The organism is Planktothrix sp. PCC 11201 (assembly GCF_900009135.1).
Classification (GTDB): domain Bacteria; phylum Cyanobacteriota; class Cyanobacteriia; order Cyanobacteriales; family Microcoleaceae; genus Planktothrix.
In genome coordinates this window covers 43322-69154 of sequence record NZ_LT797693.1, presented here as the reverse complement: position 1 = coordinate 69154, position 25833 = coordinate 43322, and the positions used below count along the sequence as shown (strand labels likewise).

Here is a 25833-nt window from a genome sequence, read left to right as displayed (position 1 = left end):
TCGAGTATTTAAGCAAAAACAACGGTTCGATTTCCATAGACTAACACGCGATTTTGCAAGTGTAAACGAACGGCTCTAGCTAAAACTAATCGTTCTAAATCCTTGCCTTTTCTAATTAAATCTGCTACGGTGTCCCGATGACTAACCCGCACGACATCCTGTTCAATAATTGGCCCTTCGTCTAAATCTGCGGTTACATAATGGGCGGTTGCACCGATAATTTTAACCCCCCGTTCGTGCGCTCTTTGATAGGGATTTGCCCCGGCAAAAGCAGGAAGAAATGAATGATGAATATTGATGATTTGGGAGAAATTTTCGACAATTTGGGGAGTTAAAATCTGCATATATTTAGCGAGAACTACTAAATCAATTTGGTATTGTTTTAAAAGTTCTAACTGTTGAGCTTCTTGTTCTAATTTGTTTTCTGCTGTCATGGGCAAATGATGAAAATTAATGCCAAATTGATCGGCAATAGGTTTTAAGTTAGCATGATTACTAATTATTAACGGAATTTCAGCAATAATTTCTTTGGCTTGCCATCGCCAGAGTAAATCTAATAGACAATGATCTTGTTTTGTCACCCAAATGGATAACCGAGGAATGGTATCGGAAAAACGGAGTTGCCAATTCGCATTTAAAGGTTTGGCGATCGCACTAAACGCAGGAGAAATTACCTCACGGGGTAAATTAAATCCTTCTAATTGCCATTCAATACGGGTTAAAAAAATATTAGCACTAAAATCCGTATGTTGATCGGCATGAATAATATTTCCCCCATTGGCATAAATGAAATTAGCAATTTTAGCAACCAAACCTTTTTGGTCGGGACAAGAAACTAATAAAGTTGCTGTAGGTGAGTTCATCTTAAACTTTTATTGATTAAATATAATCAAAATTATATCAAACATTGTTGCGCTTCAGCGCATTTTATTATTTTTAATTAAGATTAAGATGCGCTAAAGCGCAACAACGGCGCAACAACGGTTTAAGGACAGGATTTTAATTGTGTTAATAGTAATACAATTTCATCTACAGCTTGTCTGAGTTCTTGAGTTGATAGGTTGCTTTGATTAATGGTAATACTAAACACTAAGGGTTGATAATCTGGAGGAGAAATATAACCTGATAAGGAGGTAGCTCCCCTCATTGTTCCAGTTTTAGCTTGTACAATTCCCGTGGCAGAATTATCTGTAAAGCGTCTTTTTAAGGTTCCACTTACTCCCCCAATAGGGAGAGAATTTTGATAGAATTCTGCGGTGGGAGAGGTCGCCATGATTCTTAAAGTTTGTACTAAAGCGGAAGGCGTAACTAAATTATTCCGAGACATTCCTGAACCATCAACGAGTTGATAACCTTTGGGATCTACGCCCAATTGATTTAAAATTAATTTGATTTCTTGGAGTCCTAATTCCACACTATCACCCCGAGAATTTTGTGCGCCCAAGGTTCTTAATAGAGATTCAGCAAAAAGATTATTACTGTCTAGGTTAATGGTTTTAATTAATTCTGCCAAGGGAGGAGATTCCACAAACGCTAATTCTGATTGTGGATAGGAAAAATTAGAAGAAATTGAGGTTTTTAATACTTTAATTCCAGAATCGAGTAATATTTTCTGGAATTGTTGAATAAAGTTATCGGTTGGTTCGATAACAGCCGCATAAGCGGATTCCGGTGCTTGACCTACTCTTAATTGTCCTGAAATTCTGATAATAGGTTGACTGAAATCTCGCCCAATTCTCACAAATTCTGGCTCATTTTCTCTGACAGTTCGAGTTTGATTTTCAATTGTCCATCCTGCCGATTGTTCCGGTCGTACCCAGGTGACTTTTAGGGGTTGTCCTACGGCTTGAGGAGCTAATTTTAAGTCTAGGGAATTTTGATTTAAGATTAAACTATTAATCGGGGCTCCATAACCCGCTTGCACGTCTTCCCATTGCCAAGTCGGATGAATGGGTAAACCGGTAAAATAACCATCTACAGCGATTAATTGATTAATCTGATTAATTCCCCTTTTTTTTAGCTGTTGGGCTAGATCTTTGAGTTGGGTTTCTGTTAAAGTGGGGTCGCCTCTCCCGACAACATAAATATTGCCTTGAGTGTCTCCATAAACAGAAGTTCTAATCCTAAAATTGGCTCCTAATTTTTGTAGGGCGGCGGCCGTTGTTAATAGTTTAGCCGTGGAAGCGGGAATAAAATAATATTGACTATCTCGATCATAAACTGTTATATTTTTAGTGAGAGTTTCGATTAAAATTCCCCACCGAGACCGTTGAAATTGAGGACGATTTGCGATCGCATTAATCGCAGGTTCTAATTCCGCAGGACAAATTTTTGTAGCGGGTGAAGTGGTTTGACCCCAAACGGGTTGAGATAAACTAAATAGAGAGATTAAACTACTGAATAAAAATTTTTTCACAACTATTTTTAAAGTTTAGAGTTTTTATTAATATAACAGTTGCACCGAACAGTTAAAGCTAAGAATACTACAGTAAACTGATAAAGTCAAGTGTTTTCCCTATTCCCTATTAAAACAAAATTAGCAATTTTTAGACTTCCTCCCGGTTTTCCCATGCGCTGTTCTCCATTATTTAAACATAATTTTAAATACTCGGTATTTTCTAAGGTTTGATTGACTTTTTGGGCAGCTTGATTTAAGATAAAATCATCCGCAGGTTTAGTTCCGATGAGTTGAATTGATAATCCTAATAATCTTAATTGTGCCTCTGCAAACCGATAGGTAAATGCCGGGCCATTCCCCGGAATTGTAATCACAGGTTTTCCTAAACCTACGGCTTGTTCGTTCGCTGTTCCCGCCATTCCTATGACTAAATTAGCCGCGTTTAAAATATCGGCAAAACTATCAGAATAACAAATCACCTCTAAACCCTTTTTATTGGTTAATCTGCCGTTTTGATGTTGCCAATTTAAACCTCTGGCAATTCCATCTAACTCCGCCATTAAACTAGCTACCGCAGCCACTCGAAATTGAATTTTTTGGGAACTAATTTGATCAATTGCTTCTACTAATTTTAACAGCAAGATTAAATTATTTCTAGCTTCAGGAATACGAGAACCCGGAAGAATAGCAATCATTAGGGATTCAGAATCAAGGTTTAAATTAACTCCCCTTGGGGTAAGATTATCCATCATGGGTGTTCCCACGAATTGAGCATTTTTTATCCCTTGATTTTGTAAATCCTCTGCGGTAAACTGATCTCTTGTAAATACAACCAAACAGCGAGGAGACTTGAGCAGAAAAGGTAAAATCAACCCTAAATTAAGTTTCCCTTCATAATAACTCGAATAGGCAGAAAGAAAAATAATATAAGGTTTTCGGGTTAAATAGGCGATCGCAGCTACAACAATATCTCCCGTTACCATTAAAATATCATAATATGCAGCCTGTTTCCCAATAATTTGTAATTGTTTACCTAATAAACCTATTAAACCTGATGCGATATCCTTGAAAAAAACCCAAGGATTCATATATAAAAATCCCCCCGATGGTAAAGTTCGAGTCGGAGTCAGAATTGGAACTCCCAACCCTTGATAAATATTCCCCTCTCCCACAATAGGCACTGCCGCCATTTCAACATTTGCATCTAAGGATAATAACGCCTTAATAATCTCCCCATTACAGGTATCCTCACCGTGACCATTACTTAAAAATAAAATTCGTTGATTATTCATAAAACTATGCTACAATTATATAAAAATATTCGTCAATTTAAGATTTAATTCATCTAATGATCAATTTTTATGTAAAATAAAAACTGACAATTCTATCAAACATAACCCCAACCGTGAAATTTTTTGTCTATCATACTCCTGAACTAGCCCCTGCGAATGTTCTTCCCGACTGTGCCATCGTCGTGGACGTGCTCCGCGCCACCACCACCATCGCCACCGCTTTAAATGCTGGAGCCGAAGCGGTACAGGTTTTCAGTGACATTGACTCGTTGATGCAAACCAGCGAAAAATGGCCCGCCGATCAACGCATCCGGGTCGGTGAACGGGGCGGGGCCAAGGTGGAGGGGTTTGATTTAGGCAATTCTCCCCTGAGTTGTACCCCGGAATTTGTCAAAAACAAACGATTGTTTATGACCACCACCAACGGAACCCGCAGTTTAGAAAGGATACAAGCCACCCCGGTCGTCTTAACTGCCGCTTTTATTAATCGACGGGCGATTGTGGAATATTTGATCGCCAAAAGTCCAGAAACCGTTTGGGTATTAGGTTCTGGTTGGGAAGGCAGTTTTTCCCTCGAAGACACCGCCTGTGCCGGAGCCGTGGCCCAAAATTTAGTCCATGAAATGGGTTATCCTTTAGATGATTTTGCGGGAAATGATGAAGTTTTTGCTGCTATTTCTCTTTATTCCCAATGGCAAAATAACCTGTTTGAACTGTTAAATCATGCCAGTCATGGTCAACGATTATTGCGTTTAGGGTGTTATGAAGACTTGCAGTATTGCGCCCAGGAGGATATTTTAGATGTGCTACCCATGCAAAAAGAAACCGGAGTTTTAGTTAAGTCAAACATCAAATAACAAAACGGATCGTTTTGGATAAAAGATGTTACAACTTAACTAAAAGGTCTGAATTAATCATTATCTTGATTACCGTTAGTGAATCAACCCTTTTACCCCCCTTCCAACCCTGTAACCTCCCCCTTTTTCTCCTGGATGGGGGAAAGTTTCTACCGCAGCCCCGTTGCACTTCAAAACTTTTATTTAATGTTATCTACCTATCTACAAATCCTCAGTGATTCTCAGCCCCCTCTAGCGACTTTAGATGATTTTGCCCAACGGATTAATCAAGAACACAAACAGTGTTTAGATTCCCCACAAACCGCTTTAATTCATGGGCGGAATGCGGGAGAATGGTTGCTGCACGTTCAAACTCAATTATCCCCGGAAAATTGGCAAGTTTGGTTTCAGGAACATTTCACTTTTTCCCAACAAACGGCCACCATGTATATGCAAATTGCCAAAAAAATGCCTGGGGTAAATCCAGGTATTTTTTCCTCAACAATTGATTCTATTTCTCAGCCAACAAAAACTCTAGTTATTCCAATTATACCATATTCTCAAGCTCTTAATTCAACGGATGAAGTTAAAAATATTTCTGATAAATCCTCTCAAATTCTACCTCCAAAACCCGACTTGCCGTTATTAAATCCAGAGTCCCATGTAGAGACGTTGCATGCAACGTCTCTACATGGGATTTCAACTGAATCAACCACTACAATTCAGAAACCATTAGAAATATTAGAATCTCCTGTAACTCGGATTCAAATTAACCCCAAAGAATCCAGTATTGATGTTGAATTTACTGCTATCAACCCGCCTAAACCTCCAGCCATTGACCCGCCAAAACCTCCGAAAAAAACCGTAGAAATTATTAAATTAATGATTCCTGGGGTTGTTGTGCCAAAAGCTCGTCCTCGGGTAACCAGAAATGGAACCTATTTACCGCCTCGTTATCGAGCGTGGCGAAATCGTGCAGAAGTAGAAATCTATCGGCAAATTTCAGAACAAAATATTACCCATAAATTTCCTTTACGCAAAGCAGCAATTGTCATTAAATTATTAGGAAATCATCGCACAAATTCCGACATTGATAATTTAGCAGGTGCTTGTTTAGATGCCTTAACCTTAAATGGTGCGGGAGTATTAATTGATGACCGTTTAAGTTGTTTACCCCAATTAACGGTTGAATTCGATCCCGATGCCAAAAAAACTGGGGTTTCCATTGAAATTGAACCATTATAAGATCTTGAGTCAAGTCTGAATATGAAAAAGGTTTTAGTTACGGGGGGAACTGGATTTTTAGGGCAAAAATTGGCGTTAAAATTACATTCTTTGGGTCAGGATGTTACCGTTTTAGGTCGTAACTTAATTATAGGCGATCGCTTACAACAATTAGGACTCAAATTTTTACCTGTTGATATTACAAATTTCGATAAAATATTATCAGCTATTTCAGAACAAGAGGATGTGTTTCATTGTGCGGCGTTATCCTCTCCTTGGGGACGGGAGAAGGATTTTTACTTAACAAATGTGATCGGAACTCGGAATATTATTCAAAGCTGTTTAACCCATCAAATCAGACGTTTAATCTATGTTTCCACTTCGGCGGTTTATTTTGATTTATCCCATCGGTTTAATATCAAAGAAACCGATAATTTAGCTGCATATCCGATTCATCCTTATATTAAAACCAAGCAATTGGCAGAACAGGAAATTAATCGCGGGTTTCAACAGGGTCTACCCGTGATTTCTATTCGTCCCAGGGGAATTTTTGGCCCTGGGGATAGGGTGATTTTTCCTCGACTTTTAAAGGTGAGTGAAACAACGGGGATTCCCTTAATTAATGGGGGAAAAGCTATTATTGATATGACTTATATTGATAATGTTGTGGATGGGTTGTTATTATGTCAAACTGCACCAGATCAGGTATTAGGAGAATATTTTAATATTAGCAATGGTGAACCGACGGAATTGTTTGATTTATTACAAAGATTATCGAAAAAACTGAATATTTCCTTAAATTTTAAACCGTTATCATACCCGATCGCCTATACTCTATCAACAGCAATGGAATGGATCTATAAATACTTATTAACCGATCAAGAACCTCCTTTAACTCGTTATACTCTGGGTTTATTAGCCTTTAGTCAAACCTTGGATATTACATCGGCTAGAATTAAATTAGGGTATGAACCTCGAATTTCGATGGAACAGGGGTTAGATGAGTTTGTGAGATGTGGGAGATTTTGATAAGATGCGCTTAAGCGCAACAACGGAATATGGTAGAAATTACGTTTTTGAAGGCGGGATATTGTACCCATCCAGAAGTCATGGTGCTTCCGGGGGGAAGTTGGAAACCCATGGTTTTTCCGGCATTACTTGCCTTAATTTGTCATCCGGTGGGGTGGATTTTATTTGATACGGGATATTCAGAACGATTTTATCAAGAAACCCAATCTCTGCCGAATAAACTGTATGCGGTATTAACCCCGGTTTATTTGCAACCTCAAGACAGTGCTGTTGCTCAACTGGAACAGTTAGGAATTGCACCCGAGGATATAAAATATATAATTATTTCCCATTTCCATGCCGATCATATTGGGGGATTAAAAGATTTTCCTCAAGCGAAATTTATTTGTTTTGAATCGGGATATAATGCGATTAAAAACAAACGGGGTTTTCAGGCATTAAAAGCGGGTTTTTTATCGGGTTTGATGCCAGATAATTTTGAGAAGCGGGTGGTTTTTGTTGAGAATCATCATACCCTAAAATTACCGGAAAATTTTCAACCCTTTGAATGGGGGTTTGATTTGTTTGGAGATGGGAGTTTAATTGCCATTGAATTACCAGGTCATGCGGTGGGACAAATGGGTTTATATTTAACGGATAATAGGGGAAAACAGTATTTTTTAATTGCCGATGCTTGCTGGTTAAATCGTGCCTATCAGGAATTAATTTATCCTCAACGAATTGCGGATATCTTGTTTGCTGATAAAACCGCCTATCGAGAAACCTTGAAAAAAATTAATCAGTTATATCGAAATAATCCTGATGTTAAAATTATTCCTTCCCATAATTCTATTGACTTAACAGAAATTGGGCAATAATACCCTTTTGATAAATTCCTTCCCCCAGCCAGGAAACTAGGGGAAGGCGACCATAAGGAATTATTTGGGTAAGCGTTGACGGGCGGTCATGCGCCAAGCCAGCAATTCAGGTAAACGCCAGGTAACTCCATTAGATTTCTGATCTAATTCGTCCTGCTCCAAAGCAGTTTTCCAAAAAGCTAAGGCTTGTTTATGGCGATTTTGGGCTTCCAAAACTTGAGCTAAAATATAGTAAGCCACCACATTAGATTCTTTTAATTCTAAGGATTGGCGTAACTCAACTTCAGCCTGTTTTGGATTATTTTCCAGGAAATAAGCCCAGCCTAAATTCTTATACAAGGCGGCTCGGACTCCTTTATCCTTAACCTGTACCAAGGTTTTTTCTAATTTATCAATGGCTTCCTCGGTTTTGCCATCTAAAATTTCCAATCGTGCTAAATTATTAACCGCCGCCTGGGCTGCTCGGTTATTATCCACATCGACTAGAATTTGATACTGTTTTCTGGCTTCCTCAAACTGGTCAAGTTTCTCATAGGTCGAACCTAAATTATAGTGACCCGCACTTAAAGCCCCATGATAGCGAATGGCTTGTAACAAATTGGTTTTAGCCGATTGAAATTCACCTTCTAAATAGTGTTTATAACCCAATTCATTAAAGGATTTACCCATCAACTGATACCAGACTTCTTTGCGGAAGTGACTATTAACAGTATAAGCAATAGGAGCGCCGGAAGTTGTTGTTTCTAATAGCGATCGCTCAACTAAAAAGTCCAAGGAAGTCTGGACTTCGGTTTCCGTTTCCGAGAGAATCAAATCCGTTGCCAACTCACTCAAAGTTGCAGATTTTTGATTTACGGCCAACCAACAGACCAGACGAATTTCAAGCTCCGACAATTCCTGCTCTGTTCGCAGGGATTGACGCACCAGTTCTTCAATCACTAAGGTATTTTGCTTGATGAGTTTCGTCAGATTTCTCACGGTAAAATCAGGAATCTTAGCCGCCCATAATTTTAAAATCAAGGGATTCCCGCCACATAAATGAATCAATTCCGAGAGGAATTTTCCATCCAAATAGAAGGTTTCTTGACCGGATAAAACCATTTGTTGAGCGTCTTGTTCCGATAAACCAGTGAGTTGTAAAGGGGGTTGAGACGCGAAGTTTTGCCAGGATTGTGGAAATTCCCAGCCGATTAATAAAACACTACTGCGATGGGACGATTCACTAATTTGTTGAAATAAAGATTCATAACTTTTGAAAGCCGCATCTTTACTACCGAGTTGTGAGATATATTCTACCTCATCAATCACCAACAAATATCGAGAATCGGACAAGCTTTTTAACAATTGAGCAATCTGTTCCGAATCATCCCAATCTAAAGGTGCTTGAGAATGTTCGGGAAAAGCTGAGGCGATGAATTCACTCGGGGAAGGTTTATCTCGGAGAGATCGCCAAATCACTTGGTCAAAGTCCGGGGCAATTTCCTGTACCAATTTAACCCCCAAGGCGGTTTTCCCAATACCTCCCATCCCCTCCAAGATCATCAGGTGAGCGCGTTCGGTAACTAATCCTTGTTTTAAGGTGACCAGGGCATCAGAACGGCCATAAAAGGCTCCCAATTTAGGGGCGTTACCCCAATCAATTGAAATATTACTACTGAAACCCTGGGGATCAAGGCCACTCATAGACCGCTTTTTGCGCCCAGATTGACCGTTAATTTGTCCTCCTTGATTGTTGCCATCAGCTTGATATTCTGACAGTAACTTTTGCTGAAGTTTGGCTAATTTTCCCGGGCCAGCACCACTAATGTTTAATTTCCTATACACCTCCCCCAAGCGCTTTTGTAGAGCGTCCTTGCGAACCCCTAATTGCTTGGAAATCGCGGTCATTGGTTCTCCTTGGATTGCCCGTGCCATCACTTCGAGTTCATTGTCGGAAATTCCAACTCTCGCGGCCACAGTCTTTAAAAATTCTCTGGGTACCATATCAAATTTAACCTAATAAATTAAGAGTGAATTTTAAGATTGATGCCTAGTGCTAATTCTGTCAATAGGTTTTAATTTCTATCGATTCATATTCAGAACCAAGGATCAATCCCATCTGATCTCTGGCGCAGAGAAAACACAGCCATAACAATTTTGAGTTATACATCTGAGTATGCTCCACACCTTCAAAAACCGCTCAGTTCTCGCGTGAGTAATTAGTCCAAAAAACTAAAAAACTCTAATTTTTGATTCTATCATAGGTTCTCGGTTTTATGAGCTAATTTTTAAAATTTTGGGTTTTCGGTACCCCCACTACTGAAGCCAGGGTTGATATCGAATCTGCTTTTGATCTGGGAAGACCCTACCCAGACCAATTTTAGGTCTAGCGGGGAGAACAGTCCTAGGGTGAAAACAAGAACTTGAGATGATTTTGGGGATAATCGTTTGTAATCAGATAGGTGCTGCTAGGTTAAAAGTGAAGGAGATTGACCGTTCTAAATTATAGGGTAGGGAAAATTTTGAACAGCAGAGTTGAGCCACATTTTAGCAAAAGATCGGATTAGACAATCGACCCAAATCAAAATTTATTCACCTAGGATCAAACCTCAAAACGAATAGCCACGGAGAATCTAAATTGAATCTTTAAATTGTTCTCAATGTCAAAAAAATAATGCTAATATTTTTAAATATTTTCAAAATCAATAAAAATATGGTAATTAGCCGTACCCACCCTCAAGATCTCCACCATTTAAGCACAGAAACCCCTGACCCTGACCCCTTACCTCAAAACTTAGTACAATCAAGGCGAGTAAAACTATTAGCGACGGGAAAATACCTGCCTAAAAATCAAGTTACCGCCGAACAATTAGGGCAAAAATTAGGAATTGAAGCTGCTTGGATTCAAAAAAAATCCGGGGTAATGGTGCGTCATTTTGTTGAAGATGAAACGGCTTCTCAAATGGGTGCGATCGCGTCTAAAAAGGCGTTAGAGGCTGCGGGACTATCCTTAAGTGATATTGATTGTATTGTTTGTACCAGTAGTGTTCCTGAGCAATCAATTCCTTGTACGGCGGCTTTAGTTCAAAAACAATTGGGCGGTGAGTCTTCGGGAATTCCTAGTTTTGATATTAATTCAACTTGTTTAAGTTTCGTCGTCGGGTTAGATACCCTCTCCTATTTAGTCGATGCTGGACGTTACTCCCGGGTGTTATTAGTCGCTTCGGAAATTACCCAAGGAATTGATTGGAAAGATCAAGAAAGTAGCACCTTATTCGGAGATGGTGCCGCCGCCGCCATTATTGGTAAAACCGATATTCAGGAGGGATCAAAAATTATCTGTTCTCGCCTAGAAACCTATAGTCAAGGTGCGAATTTATCCCAATGTTTGGGTGCGGGAAATCGCTATCATCCCCGGGAATACTCCGATAATATAGATCGGTTTTTATTTAAAATGCAAGGTCGCGCCATTTATCGTTTGGCGGCTAAAATTTTACCTGGATTTATAGAAAGATTATTACAACCTGCGGGATTAACCTTAGCAGATATTGATTTAGTGATTCCCCATCAAGCGAGTTTAATGGCGATGGGTTTAATTCGCAAAGGATTGAATATTCCTGAAGAAAAATGGATGGTGATTGCCACAAATCACGGAAACACGATCGCCGCCTCAATTCCGATGACCCTCCACGAAGCTATCCAACAAGGTAAAATTCACCGAGGCGATCGCATTCTGCTATTAGGAACTTCCGCCGGATTCTCCCTTGGGGGAATGGTTTTAGAATATTAAATAATTAATTAATCAGGAGAAATTATGAATATTTTAATCGTCATTTTAGGAATAATAATTATATCAGAGCGGGCAATAAAATGGGTTTTAATTCAACATTTCTTCCAAAAAGCGCAACGGTTATCTGAATCTATACAAACGGTATCATCCTATCAAATTTCCATCCTACAACCAATCCTCAGCGGTGATCCGACCTTATGGGACTGTCTGGGTCACAATTTAGCCCTAAAAACATCCCATCAACTAGAATTTATTTGGCTAATTGATCAGAATGATGCCCCGGCAGAAATGGGATGTCGTCAACTAATGGAAACCTATGCCGATGTCCAGATTAAATTAATCTCCCTACCTCCATCTCCGAATCAAATTAGTCCGAAAATGTTTAAACTGATTGAAGGAGTAAAACAAGCAAAGGGTAATATTATTGCGGTGTTGGACGATGATACTATGTTACCTAATCAAGCCTTTGATCAATGTCTACCATATTTAGAAAAACCTGATATTGGTGTGGCGTTTGGTTTACCCTATTATATCAATTTTTCTAATTTTTGGTCAACCTTAGTTTCCAGTGTAGTTAATGGCAATAACCTACTTACCTATATTCCCTATACCTATCTAATTAATCCCTTTACCATTAATGGAATGTTTTTTGTGATCAAAAAAGAAGTATTAGAAAAGGTTAATGGTTTTGCCGCTTTAGATAAATTTATTGTTGATGATTATGCGATCGCCCAACATTTTCGCCAACGGGGTTATCAACTCGCCCAAACTCCCGTTTGTCATGGAATTAGTACCCAAATCCAAGACTCCACCCACTATTTTAACCTAATCACACGCTGGTTTATCTTTCCCCAAGCCTCTATTTTAAAATCTTCCCATTTTTCCGAACTAATTGTCTTTTATTTGACAGCATTTATCCCCACAATGTTCCCGTCAATTGTCTTGATTTACAGTATATTATTTCCTTCTATCTATACCTTGATTTATGTAGTTATTTACTTTGGTCTAAATTATGCCCTGTTAAATAACTTCAATCAAAAATATCTGCGAAATGCCACACCAAAAACCCATATTATTGTATTAATTTTAGTTCAAGTTTTACTGCCGATTCATATTATTATCACCCTGTTTCTACCTCGAAAAATTAACTGGAGAGGAAATATTATGCAGTTAAATAAAGATGGCGGGTTTGAATTTATTCAGCGTCGAGATTCCCCTTAACCGGTGATGCTCAATATCCGAATATAGCAACCCGCGCCAAGGTTATAATATTTCAATACTGATATGAAACAACCAGAACTATTACTGGGTGTTCCCTGTCCCCCATTCCCCATTCCCCATTCCCTGCTGACCATTATGCCTAGTTTGCTTGCCGATGTGAAGAATCTGTTAGCCGATTTAATGGGGCGTTACCAGTCCCAAGTAGATTACTTAGCCATTCGTCTGGAAGAAGCTGAAGAAACAGATATATTATTACGAGGAGATCGAATTGAAACCTTGAGTGAAGGACTTTCCATCGGCGGTCAGGTTCGAGCTTGCTATCGAGGCGGATGGGGTTTTTCTAGTTTTAATCGCCTCTCAACCCTAGAAGATCGCATTGGTGAAGCCATCACCGCCGCCAAACTTATTGGTACCGAAGAAACTATTCTCGCCCCAGTTCCAATTATTCAAGATAGCTGTAACCTACCCTTAACGGGAACCGATCCCCGTCAAATTCCCCTAGCCGAAAAAAAAGAATTATGCGATCGCTACGGCCAAATTCTGCGTAGTGTTGACCCCTGTATTGCCACCATTTCTGTCCGCTACAACGACAGCACCCAAAGAATAATTCTGATCACCTCCGAAGGAACCCTCTTAGAACAATCTTGGGTCGATATGGAAATGCGCTTTGCAGCCACCGCCAGAAATGGGGAAACCGTACAAACGGGACGAGAAACCACCGGTTCCCGCAAGGCCTATGAAGACCTGACAAATCTTGATCAGCAGGTTCGCAGTGCGGCGGGGCGGGCGGTAAATTCCCTGGCCCTTCCCCCCGTTAAAGGGAATGTTTATACCGTTGTCATCGACCCCATTTTGTCCGGTTTATTTGTCCATGAAGCCTTTGGTCATTTGTCGGAAGCGGATATGACCTATGAAAATCCTGATTTATTAGAAGTTATGACCTTGGGGCGTCAATTTGGCCCGAAAAATCTCCAAATCTTTGATGGTGCAGCCCCGACCGGACATCGGGGAAGTTATCAGTATGACGATGAAGGAACTCCAGCGACCACCACCCAACTGATCCAAGATGGGGCCTTGGTCGGTCGCCTTCATTCCCGTGAAACCGCAGGTAAATTAGGAGAAGTCCCTACTGGAAATGCCCGTTGTTTGAATTATCATTTTCCCCCCTTAGTCAGAATGACAAATACTTGGATCGAACGGGGTGATACTTCCGTTGAGGACTTATTCAGTGATGTGAAAGAAGGGGTTTATGCTCGCAATTGGTTGGGGGGAATGACTAATGGTGAAATGTTTACATTCAGTGCCGGGGAAGCCTGGATGATTAGAAATGGCAAATTAGAAGAACCAGTCCGAGATGTGACGTTATCGGGAAATGTGTTCACCACCCTAGCAGATATTGAAGCCATTGGTGATGACTTTTATTGGGATGAATCGGGGGGTTGTGGAAAGGGAGGACAAAATGGTTTACCCGTAGGCTGCGGTGGCCCGAGTTTACGCATCCGCAATGTCGTTGTTGGAGGAGAAGCTATGGAATAACGAAAAAACGGTCAGCCGATTAAATGGTGATCAGGTGTTCCGTCGTCCATCACCGCGTTTAGGAGAAATATCTTCGGTATTTTGATCGTCGTGGCTGTGATGGGTGATTTTTATTTGATCGGAGTTCAGAGACGCAGGGAATTCTCTGGACTTGAAAAACTGAATTTGTTCTGGATCACGCTGTTCCATGATTTGAGGTTGAGGGTCAAAACTCTGAGGCACACTCACAATGGTACTGATCATTAAGACGGTAATAAAGTTAGACATTTTTGCCTGATTGTTGGGACGACTACCTGTGAATACCAATGCTTTAATTACCGATCCGGATCATCAATCAAATCCTGATTGATCATCCCCTCATCAAATGTAAAAAAAATGGAGTGAGTCTAAAATTCCAAGAAATATTATAGATATGATTCTATTGTTTCTTAACTCACTCCTGTGTTTTTTGATCATGATCATTAACGTCCACTTCCCCGATGAGGAACGCCTTGTGTATCAAATTCTGGACTGGTTTGAGTTGCGATAAAAGCTACCACTTCACTTTTTGAAGATGAGTTAACATTAATCGGATTAAGAAGATAACGAGTCAGGGTAGCTACTAACAAAGTCGATAGTAAAATAGTGCTGTAGATTCGCATAAGAGTTGTCCGTATTAGAGTGTCTATTCTCTAATACAAGTTCAATCAAATTGATCCGGTAAAAAAACAAACTTTCCCCAGATTGCTTTTGAGTCCTGTAATAGTGTTAGAATAAAGTGGATAAATTTTGTGATCAAGACTCGGGTAAGCGATCGCTAGTTATGACAACTCAAGAACAGAAACATCCTCAATACAATACTGATCGAATGATTGTTCTGAGTCTTTTAGAGCAAGAAGCAACGGACTATAATCTAGTAGAGTTAGCCCGTTTAAAAATTCGTTATCGAGGTTTTCCGGGGGCGAAGGATATTCAAAGCAATTTAGAAATAATCTTACAAACCTGGGGATATACCGACGAAACTTTATTTGAAAAAACTCGCCAAATTCACGCCACAGGTCAAATTTATCGAGGCAAAAAAAACGATCAAGAAGACTGGATTTGAAGGGTGTATTCCTTCTTCTTCATGGTCAAGGTCAGATTCTCCGGCTAAATCCAGAACAAAATTTTCCTGTGCTACTGCGAGTTTTGTGGCAATTTTGTGCAAATATAGAAAGACTGTCTGATAAGAGTACCAGTGACACTTACAGGTGCTATTACCGGGGAGTTAGAGAAGAAATACTAGGTTACAATTTATGAAGGCTGGCGATCGCGTTTCTGTTAAAACATCTGTTGTCGTTTATGTCCATCCCGAACATCGGAATCAGGAATTTGATACTAAGGGACTTGAAGGAAATATTGTATCTGTGATTACCGACTGGCGGGGAAGACCCCTTAGCCCGAATTTGCCTATTGTTGTGGATTTTGGCAATAAATTCAAGGCCCATTTCCGAGAAGATGAGTTAGAATTGATACAATAGTTTGAGAACATAGGGGACAAGAGAATTTTGATTCATGATTTCTCTTTGTCTCCTATTTTTTACCCAAAAACCAACCTAAAATATTAATATCCCTTCGCATTGTTTCAAGTTCTTGGCGGTGGCGTGCGGCGGTTTGATAATACCAGTAACAATATTGAGCAAATTCATCCCGATATTCAACTTCTTGGTGAAACTCACGGGTCAGTTGATGAGCTTGGAGTGCTGCCACCACAGCCTGATCGGGTTGTTTAACTGTCTGTTCCCATTCAAATGGCATGATCACAATCCTAGATTAAGGAATGCTTTCACCTTAACACAGGAATCAGTTATAGCAAGAGGCAATAGGGAATAGGCAATGGGCAATAGGTTGAGATTTCCATTGCCTATTGCCCATTCCCCATTCCCCATCTTTACTACAACCAACCCCGTAACCGATAAACTCCTAATCCAATATATTCTTTTAAGGCTTGGGTGGTTTGATGCAAAGACAGGGTATCGGGTATCCAACTGAGTAAAACACCTTGCCAAGTTTTTTGAGCCTGATTAATTTCAGAAGGAATCATTAAAAAATCCGTGGGTGCTGGAATCACATCCATTCCTAGACGTTTAAAAATTAATAGTGATCGCGGAGTATGTAAAGCAGAAGTCACTAATAAAATCGGCCCTAGAATATTATTTTCTTTCAAAATATTCTGTACATTCACCGCATTTTCATAGGTATTTAATGAAGTCCGATCTTGTAAAATTGCCGAGGGAGAAACACCCATAGCTTCAGCAATTTTAGCCATATCTTGAGATTCGGGATCACCCCCTCCTTGCCAATTAATTCTACCCCCACTTAAGATTAACCAAGGGGCTTTTTTCTGACCATGTAATAAGGCTCCATATAAAATGCGATCGCCGGCTTCCCCGACATCTACCCAAGGACGTGGCGGTAAAGCAGGTTTAGTCCCACCTCCCAAAACAACAATAGCCGCAGCATTAGGAAGTTCAGTTTTGGGCACATTTTGAGATTCAAGATATCCCACTAATAATTGAGCAACCCCTCGACTACTTCCTAATAATAAAATCACTAGGGCACAACCGATCACGGCTCCTGTCCATCGAGGATATTTCCACAGGGTAAATAGAGCCACAAACATTAATAAGCAACTCAATCCCAAGGGGTAAATAAATAAAGGTAAAAGTTTAGATAAAAACAGAAACATGATAAAAAAATTAATTTTTATTTTGTTTAAAAATCCAACCCAAAAGGGTTGTAGCTTGGGTGGGACGGGGATTTGATTTAGATTGGCGTGGTAATAGCTTGGATTTCGTTAGAATATCGGAAAGATTATCGGTAATGGCTTCAATTTCAAAAGTCTCTGTTGATTCTGGTTTCTGATCTATTTGCCACCATTTGACTAAACAGCCTACAGACCATCCCGATATAATCCCTAACTCTACACTGGTCAGTAACAAATCTCCTACAGCGAGAAAACAGAGGGTAAAAAATAATCCCGTTCCCAATCCTGTACGCAATGCTATTGATGATTTTAACATATATTTTTTGAGTTGGTGGATTCGATTGACTAGCTGATAGATTCATGGGGTTTAGCAGCCTATTTACAGTGTAATATCTATTTTAAGCAATTGAAGAATTTTGATAAGGAATAGGGCAATAATTAATCGGTTTGTCTTCGGGATACTTTTGGGCAAATTCCACATTTTGATACAGGTGATTGATCATTTCATTTCCCTCCATAGTGAAGGTTAAATAATGCAACCCGGTTTGAATGTATTGGGCTATAACATTTTTAAAAAAATTTGGATAAGCCTGTCTAATATGATCGGGATGATGATAGCCAAACTGTCGATTTGATCCAGTTTCTTCAAATTCTTGAAATAAATCGGGCATTTTATGAAGATACTTTGGGTCAGCCAACTGACCAATTAAATCCGCAGCCCGAATTAAACCAGGATAATCGCTGGTACCTCGATGTTCTTCATCATTAGGAACCGGAAAACGAGTTAACTCAATATAGTGTTGAATTGTGTTAATATCAACTAAGAGATTGTGTTCAAAATATTCTTGGATAAACTGTTTTCCCCGATCAACATGATAAGGAGTTAAACTAGCATCAGTTGTTTCCGGTAGAAGTTGAATTGCTGCTGCATTTTTTCCCGTAGCATAGATTCTGTCTTCTATTCTGTCTTGACGACAAATGCCTTTAACATAGCCAATATCATGACACAATAAAGCAATAATTGTATGTAGCCACTCTTGGGGGGAAACATTTTTTTCGCTGAGATATTTTCCCCGCAAAATTGCTTGCCCAGTTAAAGCTACTAAAATCGTATGTTCAACATTGTGGTATGGTGCATTACTTTTTGAAATTCGCTCCAAAGCAAAATTAGCCACCTCGACCATCAAGTCGGCATAATCAAGTTGTTGGTGGCCGTAAACTTGATAGTAACATAAGTATAAACGATGAATGCAGTCTTGAATCATCAGAGTTTGAGTTAGGTAGCACATATCGAGGGTTTTCCTTAGAGATAGAGGGGATTTTCCATTGAATGGTGATCAAGAATGGATTTACTTATATTTTGATTCAATTTGAACCGAATGAAAACCAGAAAAGCTCATTAGTTTTGCCAAATTTTTACCGATAGGTAAAATTCCCCCAGGCTAAGTTGATACTTTATCCTGAATTCTCTCCTTAAAACCTCATAAAACCTCAGAAATATTCAGGAATTACCAAGATTTGATTGACTTCTATCACAATTCTCTATACACTTTCAGTGATTTCACTCACACCGGGATTAAAATTAATACTTATAATTAAAATGTACCTGTGCGTAAAGGGTATAATGGTCACGGATGGGAGAGGTTTGTGCAAAAATCTTGATTAAAATTGTAACATCATCAGTTTAATCACAGTATTTTTTATGAATAAATTAAATATATTATAACTAGACTATGGATGCTAAAGCAGCATTAGAATGGATTGATCAATTGATTTTTGAACATCAGGGTAAGCATTTCAATGATTTAGAAAGGGAGGTTTTTATTGGCTCTTGGGAAGGGAAAAGTTACCATGAAATTTATCCTTTAAATCCTAGCTATATTGAAAAATATGTTGGCTATAAACTTTGGCAGAAAATCTCTCAAACCTTCGGAGAAAAAGTTACAAAAAAAACAATTAGAGGCGCAGTAGAAAGGTATCAAAACCAAGATGATTGTGTTCGGTTGAGTCAAATTCCTGGGGAACTACTGCAACTCTCTCCGCATTCTTATCGAGTATTTATCAGTCACGGAAATACTGAGTTAAATATTAATTTTGCACAGCAGTTAGAAGCAATTTTAATTCAAGTTGGGCATCAGGTATTTTCAGCCGCTTGGGAAGTCACCCGCTCTCAAATCAATCAACAGGAAACTGATTTTTTAGCTGAAATTGATACAGAATTAAAACACTGTGACTATTTTATTTTACTGTTATCCCCTCAATCAACCCTTAGTGAAATGGTGATTGAAGAATTGCGTCAAGTCCGAGAATTACAAGATACTCATTCTCACCGTTTACCAATAATTATTTCAATTTGGGTGAATTGTCCAGCTAATTTACCCTTAAATCATGATCTAAGAAGTTATTTATTGGGAACCCTTCAACGCAACTGGACAGATCAACAAGATACGACCTTAATTATACAAGAAATTCTGGGTTTTTTGCAAGAGTCTATTCCCGAATCTCCACAGCAAAATTTACGGTTAAATTGGGATAAATCGGAACTCGAAGAACATCCGAATTTAGCAATAGAATCCCAGCAAATATCCTCGGTTTTTCCCCTTTCAATTAAACCCCTTTATTCCTCGGAAATTCCCTCTCCCCTTCCCGTAGCAGAACCGGAATTACCCAGTGGACAAGTCCGTTTAGAATCGGTTTTTTATATTAAACGGGTTCCCCATGAAGATCAATGTTATCACGAAATGACCCATCCAGGGGCATTAATTCGTTTAAAAGCACCTCGTCAGATGGGGAAAACTTCACTGATGGCGCGAATTTTAGAACAGGGACGGGAACAGGGTTATCGCACGGTTCCTTTAAGTTTTCAACACGCGGATAAATCTATTTTTACTAACTTAAATCATCTGTTACAATGGTTATGTTCTAAAGTAACTCGTAAATTAAAATTAGCCCATCACGTTCCCGATTATTGGAGTGATACATTTGGGAGTAAAGATAATTGTACAGCTTATTTTGAGGATTATTTGTTATCAGAAAGTGATACGCCTTTAGTCCTAGGATTAGATGAAGTAGATCGAGTGTTTCAATATCCGAATATTGCCGATGATTTCTTTAGTTTACTCCGAGCTTGGTATGAAGAAGCTAACTATGGAGGAGGAGATAGTGAACTCTGGGAAAAACTCCGCTTAGTAATTGTTCATTCTACAGAAGTTTATATTCCTTTAGACATTAATCAATCTCCATTTAATGTCGGTTTACCGATTGAATTAACCGAATTTACCGCAACTCAAGTTAACGAGTTAGCACACCGACATGGATTAAATTGGGGAGATATTGAAGTCGAAACTTTAATGAGAATAGTGGGGGGACATCCCTATTTAGTTCGAGTAGCACTTTATCATCTGGTTCAATATTCCATAAGTTTAGAACAATTCGCAGAAATAGCACCTACAGAAGCTGGAATTTATGGCGACCATCTCCGCCGACATTTATGGAATTTACAACAACATCCTGAATTAGCCCAAGCTTTTTATCAGGTGGTTTGTTCTCCTCAACCTGTGGAATTAGAATCAATTTTAGCGTTTAAATTACATAGTTTAGGTTTAGTTCATTTGCAAGGAAATGAAGTTACTCCTCGCTTTGAACTTTATCAAAACTATTTTGGTCATCGTTTAATGATTAAAACCTAATAATTTACTTTAATTTTATGAATTTAACATCTACTCAAACCTATCATTATAAAGTCGGTGGACATCTATCTTTAGATACTCCTAGTTATGTGATTCGACAAGCCGACCGGGACTTATATGAAGCCTTAAAAGCGGGAGAATTTTGTTATGTTTTGAATGCGCGTCAAATGGGAAAAACCAGTTTACGAGTCAGAACTTTACATCAACTACAAGATGAAGGTTTTGCTTGTGCGGCCGTAGATTTAACAAAAATTGGTTCCCAAGATATTACACCCGATCAATGGTATGCGGGAATTATGAGGCGTTTAGTCACCAGTTTTCGGCTTCCCATTCATTTAAAAGCTTGGTTACAGGAACGAGAATTTTTACCCCCCATTCAACGGTTAAGCGAGTTAATTGAACAGGTATTATTAGACTGTATTCAACAACCGATTATTATTTTTATTGATGAAGTTGATAGTATTCTTAGCCTGAATTTTTGTGCGGATGATTTCTTTGCATTTATTAGAACCTGTGACGAATATCCCTTATTAACCTTTGCCTTATTAGGGGTCGCCACACCCAATGATTTAATGCAGGATAAAAGCTGTAACCCTTTTAATGTAGGTCGTCCCATTCAACTGAATGGATTTTGTTATCAAGAAGTGCAACCCTTAATTAATGGATTAATCGGGAAAATTAGTCAGCCTGAGTTAGTCCTAAAAACTATTTTAGACTGGACAGGAGGACAACCTTTTTTAACTCAAAAACTCTGTTATCTAATTCATCAAAAAGTAATTGAAAATACTCAATATTTGGATATTCCTAGTTCTCAAGTCCAGAGTTGGGTTGAACAGTTAATCCATACCCGTTTTATTGACAATTGGGAATCTCAAGATGAACCTCCCCATTTAAAAACCATTCGAGATCGGATTCTAAAAGCCGATAATCGGATTATATCTCGCTTAACTTTATATCAAAATATTTTGCAAAAAGGCAGTATTCCCACGGATATTACTGTGGAACAAATGGAACTGCGATTGTCGGGATTAGTGGTTAAACAGGGAACCGAATTAAAAGTCTATAACCGAATTTATGAAACGGTTTTTAACGAAAATTGGTTACAAAGAACCTTAGCGAGTCAAGAACCAAGTTTTAATCAAATTATTGGGGAAAAAGAACAAAAACTACTGTCCATGTTGCGAGAAATGGAGGGTAAAGAATTTGATGATATTTTAAGTGAAATTTTAGGTTCAATTGCCTTAAAACTGGTAGAATTAATGTGTGTGGATCGAATGACGATTTATTTTATTGATAAAGATAAAAACGAAATTTGGTCAATTAGTACCCGATTTACCGGAAATCAAACCACAAAAATTTCAATTTTAGCGAATAATCAAACCGCCGGACGAGTCACGATTTATAAAAAAGCCATTCCCACGACTTCAGATTATTCTGCGGACTGGTATTCGATTTTTGCCGAAACCCAAAATCCTAGAATTGGGTATCAAATTTATAATCAGTTAACCCTTCCTCTAGGAGAAGATAATCAAACAATTTTTGCTTTTGTTCATTTAGTTAATAAACTTAAAAAAAATCACTTTTTAGCCGATTCTTTTCCAGATAAAATTGATAAAGCTGGATTTACTGAAATCGAACCTCAGCAATTTTTACAATATGCTCCCGGTTTACAACGCATTTTAACAAGCTGTTATGAAAGTTATAAACTAACCCAAAAAATACAAGCCTCTGAAGCCTTAACAGAAGCCACTAGAACGGTTCATCAAAGTAGTTTAGACTGTGAAGAAATTATTCAACGGGTGATGAAAGCCGCTAAAAAATTGATGAATGCAGATCGAAGTACCCTATGGTTATTAGATAAAATTACCCAGGAACTATGGACACAAATTCCCTTTGAAGATGGCTCAATTCGAGAACTGCGATTAAAAATCGGACAAGGATTTGCTGGAAAAGTGGCAGAAACGGGAAATACTTTAAATATTCCCTTTGATTTATATGCTCATCCTGATTCGGAAATATCGCAAAAAACCGATCAAAAAACCGGATATCGTACTTGTAGTTTATTGTGTATGCCTGTTTTAAATCCCGATGGTGAATTAATCGGTGTAACTCAATTAATTAATAGGCGCAAACAGGGTGAATTTCCCGAATATGAACCCGATGATTGGCCGACGGCACCGGAATGTTTTGAAGCAAGTTTTGATGCTAATAGTCAAAAATATATGCAGATTTTTAATTCCCAAGTCGGCGTAGCTTTATATAATGCCAGACAATATGAAGCTATGAAACAACACGCCGAAAATACTCCCCAAGGCGTGATTAGCCAAACCTTAGCTATGTTAAATCAAGTTATGGATGGACAGGGGTTTGATGAAATTTTAGATGCCACATTACGCTCAATTACTTTGAAAACAGGAAAGTTATTAAATGCAGATCGCACGACTATATTTATGTTGGATGAAGAACGGAATGAATTTTGGTCAATGATTGCTGAAAGCGAAGAAAATTGTCCCTTAGAAATTCGAGTTCCGGCTGATAAAGGGATTGTGGGAGAAGTTGCCAAATTAAAAAAAGTCGTGAATATTCCTTATGATTTTTATGATGATCCTAGATCAAAAACGGCTCAAGAACAAGATCGGAAAAATGGTTATCGAACTTATTCAATGTTGGCTTTTCCGTTATTAAATGAACAGGGAATTTTAGTGACGGTTGTGCAAGCGATTAATAAGTTAAAATTAGGATGCGATCGCAGTCTTCCCTTATCAGAAAAAATCGATCATCAAGGATTTACAAGTGATGACGAACAACAATTTTTAGAAAATGCTCCCTTAATTCGGATGATTTTAGAAAGTTTTTGTTCCTATCATAAAACCGCCAGAGGACAAAGAGTTGCAGCCGCTCTAATGGCCGCGACTCGTTCTGTGAGTCAAAGTAGTTTAGAACTTGATGAAATTCTCAAACGAGTCATGGCTGCTGCCAAAGATTTAATGATGGCAGATCGCAGTACATTATGGTTATTAGATCGGCAAAATCATCAACTTTGGACTAAAATTACTTTTAATGATGGTTCAGAGCATGAAATTAGAATTCAAGTAGGTCAAGGGTATGCGGGAAAAGTGGCAGAAATGGGAGTTTCTTTGAATATTCCCTTTGATTTATATGATTATCCTGACTCAGAAACGGCTAAAAAAACCGATCAAAAAACGGGATATCGTACCTGTAGTTTATTGTGTATGCCTGTTTGGAACCCGGATGGCGAGTTAATTGGCGTGACTCAATTAGTTAATAAAAAGAAACCCCTTGAAGATAATGATCAAGTGTTAAGTTATGATACGGAAGTTCCCGAAGCATTTCGAGTCAGTTTTGATAGCAATGATCAGAAATATATGCAGGTTTTTAATAATCAAGTTGGGGTAATATTACAAAATGCTGAACTTTTAGCCGCCGTTAAACACCAGGAGAAAAGTTTCCGCGAAAAATTTAATCAAGGCAACAGGCAACAGGGAACAGGGAATAGGGAATGGGTAATGGGTAATGGGTAATGGGTAATGGGTAATGGGTAATGGGTAATGGGTAATGGAAAGAGTTTACTTCTCCTGCCTCCCCTGCTCCCCCTGCCTCCCCTGCCTCCCCTGCTCCCCCTACCCATTACCTATTACCATTCTCGCTCTAAACGGGGAGGTAAACGCAATTTAGGGAACTGATAAAAGGTGTTTCCCTCATCATCAATTTCAGGGAATGCTAAAAAGACTTGAACTTGATGATCTAAATATTTTTGGGCGAATTCGGGGCTAACTCCGGCTAAAGCTGATAGTTGAATTAGGGATACTTTGCCACCTTGGGCTGCAACTAATCGATAAAATGCCGAATCTAATTGACGTTGTTGTTCTCGACTATTTCCTAAATTAACAATCAATAAAGTTACTAATACACCCAAACCAGCAACGGAAATCAACTCTAGGATAGCCATAATTAATAAAAACTAAATTAAACAAAATATGGGATTAACAATTAACAGTTTATCGGTTCTGTTAATTGTTAATAATTTACCCTAAATTAAGAGGGTTGCACAAGATTTTCAGCCCCTCGAATCACTTTTGCTGATTCAATCACATCTCCTTTTCTCAGTTCTTCTAACACTTCTTTTCCCTGGGTGACATAGCCAAAGACAGCATAACGACCATCTAATAAATTAAGTCCAGCCGGAGTTAATTCCGGTTCAAATAGGAAGAAGAAAACTTGAGAAGATCCACCGTCGGGAATGGCTTCTGGACGGGCTAAGGCTAAAGTTCCAAAAGCAGAAAAGGGCAAAACCGGATGATCTTGATAACGACCAATTTCTTCAAAGGTGGTGTTATAAATCGGTTCTTGATCTCCTTGGGCTAAAATTTCTAACGGAATACCCCGATATTTTCCAGTTTTAGGATCAATAAAACCATCGTCCGCGCCTTCAGGATCTCCAACTTGTAGGGCATAGGATTCTTCTGAACGAATGAATTTTAAGCCATCATAAAATCCCCGTTGCACTAAATCAACAAAGTTACCCGCCGTCACTGGGGCACTATAACCATCCACAACCACTGTTAAATCGCCTTTATTGGTTTGAATTTCAATGGTAGCCCGACCTTTTAATTGAGGCAAATTAGAATATTCGGCGGGAACTTCAAAGGGAAATTCCTTAACCATTAATTCTTCTAATGTGCCAATGTTATCTAATATTTTACCCTGAGTTAATAAAAGGGTTTGCGTATCTTTGAGTTCAACGGCTGCCCGTAAACTATCAATATCCTGTTTAATTTGTTCAACTAATACTTGAGCTTGGGGCTGGCGTTCTTCGGGAATATTGGCCAATAATTCTGCCTCTTTGGTGGCTAAAACCCGAGAAGCGGTGGTGATATTGCCATTAATATTACTCCAGCGTTTTCCCCGCAGTTGGGACTTAATGCCTTCCAAACTGGATTGGATTTTTCTCGCTGCTTCGTTATCAATGGGCAGAGCATAGCGTAATAGGGCTTGACCATCGGTAATGGCATTGCCTTGGGGTAGGATACTTTCCCGTTTTGGGGAACTGTCACCCTCCCACCAGGCGGCACTCAGACCCACCGATAGGGTAAATAGCAGCACAGCCACTAAACCCGTTCTCAACCAATGTTTATAGGTGTTTCTCATGGAATTGGACAAATGCAACATAAATCTTAACTTTTGTTCTCTATACTGATATTGCCACTATTTAGCCCGTTGTTGCGGGAAAAAAATT

23 protein-coding genes are annotated in these 25833 nt (G+C 38.9%); 11 read left to right on the top strand and 12 right to left on the bottom strand.

Annotated elements, in window-relative coordinates; all coding sequences use genetic code 11:
- Positions 1-8 precede the first annotated feature (8 nt).
- The 3 genes from purU to PL11201_RS04995 all read right to left on the bottom strand — a co-directional run bounded on the left by purU (position 9) and on the right by PL11201_RS04995 (position 3690).
- Positions 9-863, bottom strand: coding sequence for a formyltetrahydrofolate deformylase (gene purU, locus PL11201_RS05005; protein WP_079677515.1), 855 nt, complete (start codon positions 861-863; stop codon positions 9-11).
- Positions 864-985: 122 nt separating this feature from the next.
- Positions 986-2416, bottom strand: coding sequence for a D-alanyl-D-alanine carboxypeptidase/D-alanyl-D-alanine endopeptidase (dacB, locus tag PL11201_RS05000; protein ID WP_079677514.1), 1431 nt, complete (start codon positions 2414-2416; stop codon positions 986-988).
- Positions 2417-2502: 86 nt separating this feature from the next.
- The gene (locus PL11201_RS04995; RefSeq protein WP_079677513.1) at positions 2503-3690 is read right to left on the bottom strand and encodes a lipid-A-disaccharide synthase-related protein; all 1188 of its coding nucleotides are present in this window, start codon (positions 3688-3690) and stop codon (positions 2503-2505) included.
- 113 nt (positions 3691-3803) lie between these two features.
- Between PL11201_RS04995 and PL11201_RS04990 the strand changes: the two genes are divergently transcribed.
- From PL11201_RS04990 to PL11201_RS04975, 4 genes are all read left to right on the top strand, one after another.
- Positions 3804-4547: a 2-phosphosulfolactate phosphatase family protein gene (locus PL11201_RS04990; protein WP_079677512.1), complete on the top strand. Its 744-nt coding sequence runs from the start codon at positions 3804-3806 to the stop codon at positions 4545-4547.
- Between the two features lie 186 nt (positions 4548-4733).
- The gene (locus tag PL11201_RS04985; RefSeq protein ID WP_234996610.1) at positions 4734-5771 is read left to right on the top strand and encodes a RusA family crossover junction endodeoxyribonuclease; all 1038 of its coding nucleotides are present in this window, start codon (positions 4734-4736) and stop codon (positions 5769-5771) included.
- A gap of 21 nt (positions 5772-5792) precedes the next feature.
- The gene (locus PL11201_RS04980; RefSeq protein WP_079677511.1) at positions 5793-6779 is read left to right on the top strand and encodes an NAD-dependent epimerase/dehydratase family protein; all 987 of its coding nucleotides are present in this window, start codon (positions 5793-5795) and stop codon (positions 6777-6779) included.
- Between the two features lie 29 nt (positions 6780-6808).
- A complete protein-coding gene (locus PL11201_RS04975) occupies positions 6809-7636 on the top strand; it encodes an MBL fold metallo-hydrolase (protein WP_079677510.1) in 828 nt (275 codons plus the stop codon).
- Between the two features lie 60 nt (positions 7637-7696).
- On the opposite strand, the gene PL11201_RS04970 is transcribed toward PL11201_RS04975, so the two are convergent.
- Positions 7697-9619 (bottom strand): tetratricopeptide repeat protein, encoded by a 1923-nt coding sequence (locus tag PL11201_RS04970; protein ID WP_079677509.1) that lies wholly within the window; start codon positions 9617-9619, stop codon positions 7697-7699.
- Positions 9620-10328: 709 nt separating this feature from the next.
- Here PL11201_RS04970 and PL11201_RS04965 point away from each other — a divergent pair.
- The 3 genes from PL11201_RS04965 to PL11201_RS04955 all read left to right on the top strand — a co-directional run bounded on the left by PL11201_RS04965 (position 10329) and on the right by PL11201_RS04955 (position 14162).
- Positions 10329-11405 (top strand): beta-ketoacyl-ACP synthase III, encoded by a 1077-nt coding sequence (locus tag PL11201_RS04965; protein ID WP_079677957.1) that lies wholly within the window; start codon positions 10329-10331, stop codon positions 11403-11405.
- 24 nt (positions 11406-11429) lie between these two features.
- Positions 11430-12626, top strand: a complete 1197-nt coding sequence (locus tag PL11201_RS04960) for a glycosyltransferase family 2 protein (RefSeq protein ID WP_079677508.1) — start codon at positions 11430-11432, stop codon at positions 12624-12626.
- 135 nt (positions 12627-12761) lie between these two features.
- Positions 12762-14162 (top strand): TldD/PmbA family protein, encoded by a 1401-nt coding sequence (locus PL11201_RS04955; RefSeq protein WP_079677956.1) that lies wholly within the window; start codon positions 12762-12764, stop codon positions 14160-14162.
- 30 nt (positions 14163-14192) lie between these two features.
- Here PL11201_RS04955 and PL11201_RS04950 read toward each other — a convergent pair whose 3' ends face one another.
- Positions 14193-14429 (bottom strand): hypothetical protein, encoded by a 237-nt coding sequence (locus PL11201_RS04950; RefSeq protein ID WP_079677507.1) that lies wholly within the window; start codon positions 14427-14429, stop codon positions 14193-14195.
- 194 nt (positions 14430-14623) lie between these two features.
- A complete protein-coding gene (gene patX, locus PL11201_RS25840; protein WP_144017674.1) occupies positions 14624-14803 on the bottom strand; it encodes a heterocyst-inhibiting protein PatX in 180 nt (59 codons plus the stop codon).
- 161 nt (positions 14804-14964) lie between these two features.
- Between patX and PL11201_RS04945 the strand changes: the two genes are divergently transcribed.
- Positions 14965-15246 carry a DUF3288 family protein gene (locus PL11201_RS04945; RefSeq protein ID WP_079677506.1) on the top strand — a complete coding sequence of 94 codons (282 nt, stop codon included), beginning with the start codon at positions 14965-14967 and terminating at the stop codon, positions 15244-15246.
- 190 nt (positions 15247-15436) lie between these two features.
- A complete protein-coding gene (locus PL11201_RS04940; protein WP_079677505.1) occupies positions 15437-15661 on the top strand; it encodes a ferredoxin-thioredoxin reductase variable chain in 225 nt (74 codons plus the stop codon).
- A gap of 52 nt (positions 15662-15713) precedes the next feature.
- Here PL11201_RS04940 and PL11201_RS04935 read toward each other — a convergent pair whose 3' ends face one another.
- From PL11201_RS04935 to PL11201_RS04920, 4 genes are all read right to left on the bottom strand, one after another.
- Complete coding sequence (locus tag PL11201_RS04935; protein ID WP_079677504.1) at positions 15714-15938, bottom strand: hypothetical protein; 225 nt, start codon at positions 15936-15938, stop codon at positions 15714-15716.
- Positions 15939-16074: 136 nt separating this feature from the next.
- Entirely contained in the window at positions 16075-16869 is a 795-nt protein-coding gene (locus tag PL11201_RS04930) for a YdcF family protein (RefSeq protein WP_079677503.1), read from the bottom strand.
- A gap of 10 nt (positions 16870-16879) precedes the next feature.
- On the bottom strand, positions 16880-17203 hold the full coding sequence (locus PL11201_RS04925; protein WP_079677502.1) for a hypothetical protein: 324 nt from the start codon (positions 17201-17203) through the stop codon (positions 16880-16882).
- 82 nt (positions 17204-17285) lie between these two features.
- Complete coding sequence (locus PL11201_RS04920) at positions 17286-18176, bottom strand: hypothetical protein (RefSeq protein ID WP_079677501.1); 891 nt, start codon at positions 18174-18176, stop codon at positions 17286-17288.
- A gap of 444 nt (positions 18177-18620) precedes the next feature.
- On the opposite strand from PL11201_RS04920, the gene PL11201_RS04915 reads away from it, so the two are divergent.
- A complete protein-coding gene (locus PL11201_RS04915; protein WP_079677500.1) occupies positions 18621-20576 on the top strand; it encodes an AAA-like domain-containing protein in 1956 nt (651 codons plus the stop codon).
- Positions 20577-20593: 17 nt separating this feature from the next.
- Positions 20594-24118 carry a GAF domain-containing protein gene (locus PL11201_RS04910; protein WP_079677499.1) on the top strand — a complete coding sequence of 1175 codons (3525 nt, stop codon included), beginning with the start codon at positions 20594-20596 and terminating at the stop codon, positions 24116-24118.
- Positions 24119-24231: 113 nt separating this feature from the next.
- On the opposite strand, the gene PL11201_RS04905 is transcribed toward PL11201_RS04910, so the two are convergent.
- Positions 24232-24546 (bottom strand): hypothetical protein, encoded by a 315-nt coding sequence (locus tag PL11201_RS04905; protein WP_079677498.1) that lies wholly within the window; start codon positions 24544-24546, stop codon positions 24232-24234.
- 86 nt (positions 24547-24632) lie between these two features.
- Entirely contained in the window at positions 24633-25766 is a 1134-nt protein-coding gene (locus PL11201_RS04900; RefSeq protein ID WP_079677497.1) for a peptidylprolyl isomerase, read from the bottom strand.
- Positions 25767-25833: the final 67 nt, after the last annotated feature.